8 protein-coding genes and 1 riboswitch are annotated in these 8,802 nt (G+C 75.2%); of the genes, 4 read left to right on the top strand and 4 right to left on the bottom strand.

Features of this window, described 5'->3' with window-relative positions; translation table 11 throughout:
• Window positions 1-201: 201 nt before the first annotated feature.
• Window positions 202-278: riboswitch (cobalamin riboswitch) on the bottom strand.
• Between the two features lie 101 nt (window positions 279-379).
• Genes cobG through CA983_RS36195 form a run of 3 tightly spaced genes read left to right on the top strand, consistent with a single transcriptional unit; the run spans window position 380 to window position 3,842 of the window.
• Window positions 380-1,666 carry a precorrin-3B synthase gene (gene cobG, locus CA983_RS36205; protein WP_208637110.1) on the top strand — a complete coding sequence of 429 codons (1,287 nt, stop codon included), beginning with the start codon at window positions 380-382 and terminating at the stop codon, window positions 1,664-1,666.
• Window positions 1,663-2,337 carry a precorrin-8X methylmutase gene (locus CA983_RS36200; protein ID WP_190146823.1) on the top strand — a complete coding sequence of 225 codons (675 nt, stop codon included), beginning with the start codon at window positions 1,663-1,665 and terminating at the stop codon, window positions 2,335-2,337. Before cobG ends, CA983_RS36200 begins: the two co-directional genes overlap by 4 nt.
• Window positions 2,334-3,842, top strand: coding sequence for a precorrin-2 C(20)-methyltransferase (locus CA983_RS36195; protein WP_086604980.1), 1,509 nt, complete (start codon window positions 2,334-2,336; stop codon window positions 3,840-3,842). The genes CA983_RS36200 and CA983_RS36195 overlap by 4 nt, the downstream gene beginning before the upstream one ends.
• Before the next feature lie 368 nt (window positions 3,843-4,210).
• Here the strand turns inward: CA983_RS36195 and CA983_RS36190 are convergent, their stop codons facing one another.
• Window positions 4,211-4,975 carry a cobalt-precorrin-6A reductase gene (locus tag CA983_RS36190; protein ID WP_086604979.1) on the bottom strand — a complete coding sequence of 255 codons (765 nt, stop codon included), beginning with the start codon at window positions 4,973-4,975 and terminating at the stop codon, window positions 4,211-4,213.
• An 18-nt stretch (window positions 4,976-4,993) separates the two neighbouring features.
• Between CA983_RS36190 and CA983_RS36185 the strand changes: the two genes are divergently transcribed.
• The gene (locus tag CA983_RS36185) at window positions 4,994-6,112 is read left to right on the top strand and encodes a cobalt-precorrin-5B (C(1))-methyltransferase (protein ID WP_086604978.1); all 1,119 of its coding nucleotides are present in this window, start codon (window positions 4,994-4,996) and stop codon (window positions 6,110-6,112) included.
• A gap of 28 nt (window positions 6,113-6,140) precedes the next feature.
• On the opposite strand, the gene cobM is transcribed toward CA983_RS36185, so the two are convergent.
• The 3 genes from cobM to CA983_RS36170 all read right to left on the bottom strand — a co-directional run bounded on the left by cobM (window position 6,141) and on the right by CA983_RS36170 (window position 8,707).
• A complete protein-coding gene (cobM, locus tag CA983_RS36180; protein ID WP_086604977.1) occupies window positions 6,141-6,890 on the bottom strand; it encodes a precorrin-4 C(11)-methyltransferase in 750 nt (249 codons plus the stop codon).
• A complete protein-coding gene (gene cbiE, locus CA983_RS36175; protein ID WP_086604976.1) occupies window positions 6,887-8,161 on the bottom strand; it encodes a precorrin-6y C5,15-methyltransferase (decarboxylating) subunit CbiE in 1,275 nt (424 codons plus the stop codon). The genes cobM and cbiE overlap by 4 nt, the downstream gene beginning before the upstream one ends.
• A gap of 159 nt (window positions 8,162-8,320) precedes the next feature.
• Window positions 8,321-8,707: a hypothetical protein gene (locus CA983_RS36170; protein ID WP_086604975.1), complete on the bottom strand. Its 387-nt coding sequence runs from the start codon at window positions 8,705-8,707 to the stop codon at window positions 8,321-8,323.
• Between the last annotated feature and the right edge of the window lie 95 nt (window positions 8,708-8,802).

The raw sequence follows: 8,802 nt of genomic DNA, 5'->3' as shown, positions 1-8,802 counted from the left end.
GGTCGTCGAGGTCGAGGCGGGAGGGGTTGGCGAAGCGGTAGGGGACCGGGCCGGCGGCCGCGCGGGCGCTGAGCAGGTCGGTGTCGGAGGTCGACAGGAGCAGGATGCGGGGGTTCCGGAGTCGTTCCCCGGCTGAGTGCAGCATGCGGCGGCTGGCCTTCCTCGGGGTGTCCGCGCCCCGGGCGGGTGGTGGGACGGCGGGAGTTCCTGGCTCGCCCGACCGGTGAGGGCCGGGCTTACAGTGGCGGGACCGCGCCGGACTCGCACCGGGCTTCCTCCCCTGTCGCCGTCGTGGCGTCGGCGGACCGGATGATCCACCGAGGAGCATAGTAAGGGGCGGGGGAAAAGGGCGGGGCATACACCGGGTGTGATGGTAGGTATGCTCGCCGCCATGTCCACGCCTGCCCTCCGTTCATCGCCCCAGGCCACAGCGGTCTCCCGGGGCCGCGGTGACGCCTGCCCGGGGACACTGCGGCTGCACGCGGCGGACGACGGCGCGCTGGCCCGTGTCCGGGTCCCCGGCGGGGTCCTGACCGTGCGGCAGGCGGAGGCGCTCGCCGACGCGGCGGAGCGGCTGGGCGACGGGGAGTTGCATCTGACCTCGCGCGGCAACGTGCAGCTGCGGGGTCTGGACGGCGGCTGCGCCGGGGAGTTGGCCGGGCTGCTGGACGCCGCCGGGCTGCTGCCCTCGCGCGGGCACGAGCGGGTGCGCAACATCGTGGCCTCCCCGCTGTCCGGCCTCGACGGGCGGGGCGCGCTGGACGTACGGCCCTGGCTGACGGCCCTCGACGCGGCGCTGTGCGCGAGCGAGGCGGCCCAGGCCCTGTCGGGGCGTTTCCTGTTCGCGCTCGACGACGGACGCGGGGACGTGGCCGGTCTGGATGCCGATGTGACGGTACGGGCGACGGTGGACGGCGGTGCGCGACTCGGCCTCGGAGGGTCCGGAGAGGCGCTGCACGTCTCCGCCGAGGAGGCGGCGCGGGCCGCGCTGTTGGCCGCGGAGACCTTCCTGGAGGCGGCGCGGGCGAGCGGGGCGCAGGTCTGGCGCGTGGATGAACTCGCCCTCCCTGAGGGGGAGTTGCTCGCTGCGGTCGGTCGGCGTCTGACCGCTGAGGGCATCCGCCACGAGCGGCGGGGCCGGGAGACCGGCCGCACGGACGGCCCGCCCCCTGGGGTGGCCGGTGACGGCCTCTGCGTGCACATCCCCCTGGGACGGCTCTCGGCGCGCCAATGGCGGGAACTGACGCATGTCGCGGCCGGTGAGCTGCGTCTGACGCCGTGGCGCGGTGTGGTTCTTCCCACACCGGGGACCCACGCCGACGTGTCCCTCGCCCGCCTCGCCGCCGCCGGCCTCGTCACCGACCCCGGCTCCCCCTGGCTGCGCGTCGGCGCCTGCGTCGGCAGGCCCGGGTGCGCCAAGTCGCAGGCGGACGTACGGACCGACGCTGCCGCAACCCTCGGCGCGGTCGACCCGCACGGCCTGCCCCTGTACTGGTCCGGCTGCGAACGCCGCTGCGGGCACCCCCGGGGCGACCGCGTCGACGTGGTCGCCGCTCCGGGAGGCGGCTACCGGCTCTCCACCGCCGTACACGGCGAGGAGCCCCGGACCACCTCGATGAACGACCCCGCCCGACTCGCCGCCGCCCTGGCGGAGATCACCTCATGACCACCCCTACGACGACCGAGAGCAGCGAGAAGACCACCGTGACCACGTACGACTACGAGAAGGACGGCGCGGCCATCTACCGCCAGTCCTTCGCCACCATCCGCGCGGAGGCGGACCTCGCGGCCCTGCCCGCCGACGTCAGCCAGGTCGCGGTCCGGATGATCCACGCCTGCGGGATGGTCGACCTCGTACGGGACCTGGCCTACACGCCGGCCGTGGTGGCCCGCGCCCGTGCCGCCCTGCGCGCGGGCGCGCCCATCTTCACGGACGTGCAGATGGTGGCCAGCGGGGTGACGCGCAAGCGGCTGCCCGCCGGCAACGACGTGCTCTGCACGCTCTCCGACCCGTCCGTGCCGGAACTGGCCGCGAAGCTGGGCACCACGCGCAGCGCCGCCGCGATGGAGCTGTGGCGGGACCGGCTGGAGGGCTCGGTGGTGGCCGTCGGCAACGCGCCGACCGCGCTGTTCCGGCTGCTGGAGATGATCGAGGAGGGGGCTCCGCGCCCGGCCGCCGTGATCGGTGTGCCGGTCGGCTTCGTCGGGGCCGCCGAGTCCAAGGACGCCCTGGCCGCGCATCCGTCCGGTCTTGAGCATCTGGTGGTGCGCGGCCGTCGCGGGGGCAGCGCCATCGCCGCCGCCGCGCTCAACGCGATCGCGAGTGAGGAAGAGTGAGCGGCAAGCAGTCCACGGCGGGGCGGCTGTACGGGGTCGGGCTCGGCCCCGGGGACCCGTCCCTGATGACCGTACGGGCCGTCGAAGTCATCGCCGAGGCCGACGTGATCGCGTACCACAGCGCCCGGCACGGCCGGTCCATCGCCCGCTCGATCGCGGCGAAGCACATCCGCGCCGACCACATCGAGGAGCGGCTGGTCTACCCGGTCACGACCGAGACCACCGACCATCCCGGCGGCTACAAGGGCGCGATCGAGGAGTTCTACGCCGAGGCGTCGGCCCGGCTCGCCGAACACCTGGACGCGGGGCGGACGGTCGCGGTCCTCGCCGAGGGCGATCCGCTCTTCTACGGGTCCTACATGCACATGCACAAGCGGCTCGCCGACCGCTACGACACCGAGGTGATCCCCGGCGTCACGTCGGTGTCCGCCGCCGCCGCCCGGCTGGGAACTCCGCTCGCCGAGGGCGAGGAGGTGCTGACCATCCTGCCGGGCACCCTGCCCGAGGAGGAGCTGACCGCACGGCTCGCCTCGACCGACGCGGCCGTGGTGATGAAGCTGGGGCGGACCTTCACCAAGGTGCGCGGCGCGCTGGAGGCTTCGGGGCGGCTGGGCGACGCCCGGTATGTCGAGCGGGCCACCATGGACGGGGAGCGGCTCGCCGAACTGGCCGACGTGGACGCGGAGTCGGTGCCGTACTTCTCGGTGGCCGTGCTGCCGAGCCAGGTGGACACCGAGCGGCCTGAGACCCGGGAGCGGGGCGAGGTCGTCGTGGTCGGGACCGGGCCGGCCGGTCCGCTGTGGCTGACGCCCGAGACCCGGGGTGCGCTGGCCGCCGCCGACGACCTGGTCGGCTACACGACCTACCTCGACCGGGTGCCGCGGCGGCCCGGGCAGGTCCGGCACGGCTCGGACAACCGGGTCGAGTCGGAGCGCGCCGAGTTCGCCCTCGACCTCGCCCGGCGCGGGCGGCGGGTCGCGGTCGTCTCCGGGGGCGACCCGGGCGTCTTCGCCATGGCGACGGCCGTGCTGGAGGCCGCGTCCCAGGAGGAGTACGCGGACGTCCCGGTGCGGGTGCTGCCGGGCGTGACCGCCGCCAACGCGGCAGCGGCCCGCGCGGGCGCCCCGCTCGGCCACGACTACGCCACCATCTCGCTCTCCGACCGGCTCAAGCCCTGGGAGGTCATCGCCGAACGGCTGCACGCGGCGGCCTCGGCGGACCTGGTGCTCGCCCTGTACAACCCCGGCTCGCGCAGCCGCACCTGGCAGGTGGGCAAGGCACGCGAGCTGCTGCTGGAACACCGGGCGCCGGACACCCCGGTCGTGGTGGCGCGGGACGTGGGCGGCACCGGCGAACGCGTCCGGATCGTACGGCTGGCCGACCTGGACCCGGCCGAGGTCGACATGCGCACGATCCTGCTGGTCGGCTCCTCCCAGACCCGGGCCGTACGGCGCGGGGACGGCGAGGAGATCGTGTGGACTCCGCGGCGCTATCCGGAGGGGTGAGGGGGCGCGGCGGCGGGCTCGTCGCCTGTTTGGAAACCCGGAGAGCACCGAGCAGGCGCGGCCGGGCCGGCCCGCCGCCCGGTCAGGCCGGTTTTCAGCTGGTGGCCGGGAAGCCGCGCTTGTGGCACGACTCCGCGGTGCGAGGAGAAGCCGGGCAGCGCCGGCCGGGTCGGCCCCCCTCCGGGCCAGGACGGAGCTCAGCCGGTGGCCGAGAAGCCGCGCTCGCGGAACAACTCCCCGACCCACCGGACCGGCGTCCATCCACCCGGAGACACGCAGCACAGGCCCGTGCACGGACCCGGCACGAGGAGAGGCCACGCACCGAGCAACCCCGGCCGGACCGGCCCGCCTCCAGGCCAGGACGGAGCTCAGCCGCCGGCCGGCAACCCGCGCCCCTGGAGCCACTCCCCGACCCACCGAACCGCCTCCTCCGGCCCGGGCACGACCGGGACGCCCTCGGGGGCCGGGGGGCGGCGGACGACGAGGACCGGCAGTCCGGCCTCACGGGCGGCCGTCAGCTTCGGGGCGGTGGCCGCTCCCCCGCTGTCCTTGGTCACCACGACGTCGATGCGGTGCCGGCGCAGCAGTTCGCGCTCGCCGTCGAGCGTGAAGGGGCCGCGGTCGAGCAGCACCTCCATGCGGGCCGGGTGCGGGGCCTCGGGCGCGTCCACGGACCGGACGAGGAACCACAGGTCGTCCAGCGCGGCGAACGCGGCCAGGCCCATGCGCCCGGTCGTGAGGAACACGCGCCGGCCGAGCGTGGGCAGCAGCCTGGCGGCGTCCTCCAGGGAACCGGCGTCGTGCCAGTCGTCGCCCGCGACGGGGACCCACCCGGGGCGCCGCAGGGCGAGCAGGGGAACATGGGCGGTGGCGGCGGCCCGCGCCGCGTGGAAACTGATCGTCCCGGCGAAAGGGTGGGTGGCGTCGATGAGCACGTCCACCCGGTGCTCGCGCAGCCACGCGGTCAGCCCCTCCGCTCCGCCGAAGCCGCCGATCCGGACCTCGCCCGGAGGCAGGCGGGGGCTGGCCACCCGCCCGGCGAGGGAGCTGGTCAGGGTCAAACCGGGCGTGTCGTGGAGCAGTTCGGCAAGACGGCGGGCCTCCGTGGTGCCGCCGAGAATCAGTACGCGCATGGAAGTCCAGGTCCGTTCATGAGCAGCGAAGTGAAGGGCGGCCGCAGGGCCCAACTGGAACGCACCGGCCTGCGGCCCGGCTGGACCACAGGAGCCTGTGCGACGGCGGCCACGACGGCGGCGTACACCGCTCTGCTGACCGGCGAGTTTCCCGACCCCGTGACGATCACCCTGCCGAAGGGGCAGACGCCGTCGTTCGCGCTGGCCGTCGAGGAGCTGGGCGACGGGCACGCGATGGCGGGGGTCGTGAAGGACGCCGGAGACGACCCGGACGTCACGCACGGCGCGCTGGTCCGGGTCACGGTACGGCCGCTGCCCGCCGGGTCCGGGGTCGTGTTCAAGGCGGGCCCCGGGGTCGGCACCGTCACCCGCCCCGGCCTGCCCCTGCCCGTCGGCGAACCGGCCGTCAACCCGGTCCCCCGCCAGATGATGCGCGAGCACGTCGCCGAGGTCGCCGCCCGGCACGGCGGCCCGGGCGACGTCGAGATCACCGTGTCCGTCGACCACGGCGAGGAGATCGCCCGCTCCACCTGGAACCCCCGGCTCGGCATCCTGGGCGGCCTGTCCATCCTGGGCACGACCGGCATCGTCGTCCCGTACTCCTGCTCGGCGTGGATCGACTCCATCCGGCGGGGCGTGGACGTCGCGCGGGCGGCGGGACGTACGCATGTCGCCGGGTGCACCGGGTCGACGTCGGAGAAGACGGTCGTGGCCGAGTACGGGCTGCCCGAGGACGCCCTGCTCGACATGGGCGACTTCGCGGGAGCCGTGCTGAAGTACATCCGCCGCCACCCCGTCGACCGCCTGACGATCTGCGGCGGCTTCGCCAAGCTCTCCAAGCTCGCCGCCGGGCACCTCGACCTGCACTCGGCCCGTTCCCAGGTCGACAAGGGCTTCCTCGCCGAGCTGGCCCGGCGCGGCGGCGCGGACGAGGCGCTGGCCGCGGAGGTGGCGGACGCCAACACCGGGCTGGCCGCGCTCCAGTCGTGCCTGGCCGCCGGGGTGCCGCTCGGCGACCTGGTCGCCGCGACCGCCCGCGACGAGGCCCTGGCCGTGCTGCGCGGGGCGCCGGTCGTGGTCGACGTGATCTGCATCGACCGGGCGGGGACGGTGGTCGGGCGCAGCGCGCCGGCCTGACGGCGGGGGCCGTACACGTTCACCGCCGTCAGCACACGTGGCGTTCCCGCTCCGGCGAGTACAGGTGGCTGTCCCGGAACTGTTCCGCCCCGAGTGTCCGCCCCACCATGATGACGGCCGTGCGCAGCACACCGGCCTCCTTCGTCTTCCCCGCGATCTCGTCGAGGGTGCCGCGGATGATCAGTTCGTCCGGGCGGGAGGCGTAGGCGACGACCGCGGCGGGGCAGTCGGCGCCGTAGTGCGGGAGGAGTTCCCCGACCACCCGGTCCACGTACTTGGCGGCCAGGTGCAGCACGATCAGCGCGCCGCTGCGGCCGAGGGTGGCCAGGTCCTCTCCCTCGGGCATGGCGGTGGCCCGGTTGGCGACGCGGGTGAGGATCACGGTCTGGCCGACGGTCGGTACGGTCAGTTCCCGCTTCAGGGCAGCGGCCGCGGCGGCGAAGGCGGGAACGCCGGGGACGACCTCGTACGGCACCCCGGCCGCGTCCAGCCGGCGCATCTGCTCGGCGACCGCGCTGAACACGGCGGGGTCCCCGGAGTGCAGCCGGGCCACGTCGTGCCCCTCCTCGTGGGCGCGCAGCAACTCGGCGGTGATCTGGTCCAGGTCGAGCTGCGCGGTGTCCACCAGCCGGGCGTCCGGCGGGCATTCGGCGAGCAGTTCGCGCGGGACCAGGCTGCCCGCGTACAGACAGACCCGGCAGGCGGCGAGCGTGCGGGCGCCGCGCACCGTGATCAGGTCGGCGGCGCCGGGGCCGGCACCGATGAAGTACACGGTCATCTGACTGCTCCTGAAGAAGGTCCTGAAGAGGTGTCGAGGGTCTTCCGTACGGCCCACTGGGTCACCGGCATCGCCTGCCGCCACCCGGTGAAGCCGCCCACCGGCACGGCGTGTGCCACGGCGAGCCGCACCAGTTCGCCGCCGTGACGCCGGTGGGCGTCGGCGAGCAGCGCCTCGGACTCCAGCGTCACGGTGTTGGCGACCAGCCGCCCACCGCCGGGCAGCGCCTCCCAGCACGCGTCGAGGAGGCCGGGCGCGGTGAGACCGCCACCGACGAACACGGCGTCGGGGGGCGGGAGTTCGGTGAGGACGGCGGGCGCGGCGCCGGTGACGACGCGCAGTCCGGGCACGCCGAGCCGGTCGGCGTTGCGGGTGATCCGCTCGGCGCGCGCCGGGTCCCGCTCCACGGTGACCGCGCGGCACGAGGGGTGGGTGCGCATCCACTCGACGGCGATCGAGCCGGAGCCGCCGCCGATGTCCCACAGCAGTTCGCCGGGGGCGGGGGCGAGGACGCCGAGCGTGGCGGCGCGGATGTGCCGCTTGGTGAGCTGCCCGTCGTGCTCGTACGCCTCGTCGGGGAGCCCGGGCACGGCGCCGAGCCGCAGGGCGTCCGGGGCGCGGCGGCACTCCACGGCGACGATGTTCAGCGGATCACCGGGCTGCTGTACCGCGGGCCAGTCGTCGGCGGTGGCCTCGTCGGTCGTGCGTTCCTTCTCGCCGCCGAGCTGTTCGAGGACGCGCATCCGGCTGGGCCCGAAGCCCCGGTCCCGCAGCAGGGCGGCGACCTCGCCGGGGGTGGTGGCGTCGGCGCTGAGGACGAGGAGCCGCCGGCCGTGGTGCAGGGCTGCGGACAGGCGGGCGGCGGGCCGGCCGACGAGCGTGACGACCTCCACGTCCTCCAGCGGCCAGCCGAGCCGGGCGGCGGCGTAGGAGACCGAGGAGGGGTGCGGCAGGACGCGCAGGGCGGCGGTCTCCTCGGCGAGGGCGCGGCCGATGCCGTAGAACATGGGGTCCCCGCTGGCCAGTACGGCGATCCGGCGCCCGGCGTGCGCGGCGAGCAGGCCGGGGACGGCGGGGCGCAGCGGGGAGGGCCAGGCGACGCGCTGCCCGGTGCACTCCGGGGGCAGCAGATCCAGCTGGCGGGGTCCGCCGATCAGGACCTCGGCCTCGCGCAGTGCGGCGCGGGACGCGTCGGGCAGTCCCGCCCAGCCGTCGGCCCCGAGCCCGACGACGGTCACGGCGGCGGTCGGTGCGGGAGCTGCGGGGGTCACTGCGCGGTACCTCGGGGTTAGGGGGCAACAGAGGCGCACTCTACTGGGCGCTGACCAGCAGGCCTGTGCTCGGGTACACCGCCCCGCCCGGTCCCTGGCCGCCCGCCCGGCTCCCGCAGCGTGAACACCCCGGCTCCCCGTGCCCGCGTGCCGGACCGGTCATGCCCCGTCCGGACGCCGCCTCCCGAGGGGGCTGAACACGTACAGGTCGAGGATCTCGGGAAGAGGGGCGACCCCCGGGCCCCCCTCCCGCACCCAGGAGACGACGTCCTCGGTCGCGGCCGGGTCGTTGACCAGCCCGAGCCACACCGGCCGGGCCCCGGCGGCCCGGCCTTCGGCGGACGGCTGGACGACGATGACGTTGGCCTGGTCGCAGACGTCGAGACACGCGGAGATCCGCACCGGCCCCGCCGCACGCAGCCGCTCGGTCTGGGCCGCGTGATCGACCCCGGTCACCTTGCCGCTGCCGCAACAGCAGTCGCGGCACACGACGATGCGGCAGGGTGCCGGACCGGTCGCCGCTCCGTCCAGGGGATCGTCGCTCACACCGGCTTCCTCGTCGTTCCGCCCTCACCTTGCCGCTGATCATCATTCCATGGGGCCGTCAGGGCGCCAGGGGCTGGTCCGGACACGTTCGGATA

Origin of the sequence: Streptomyces swartbergensis (genome assembly GCF_002148965.1) — a bacterium.
Lineage (GTDB): Bacteria > Actinomycetota > Actinomycetes > Streptomycetales > Streptomycetaceae > Streptomyces > Streptomyces swartbergensis.
This window is presented reverse-complemented; position numbering and strand designations above follow the sequence as displayed.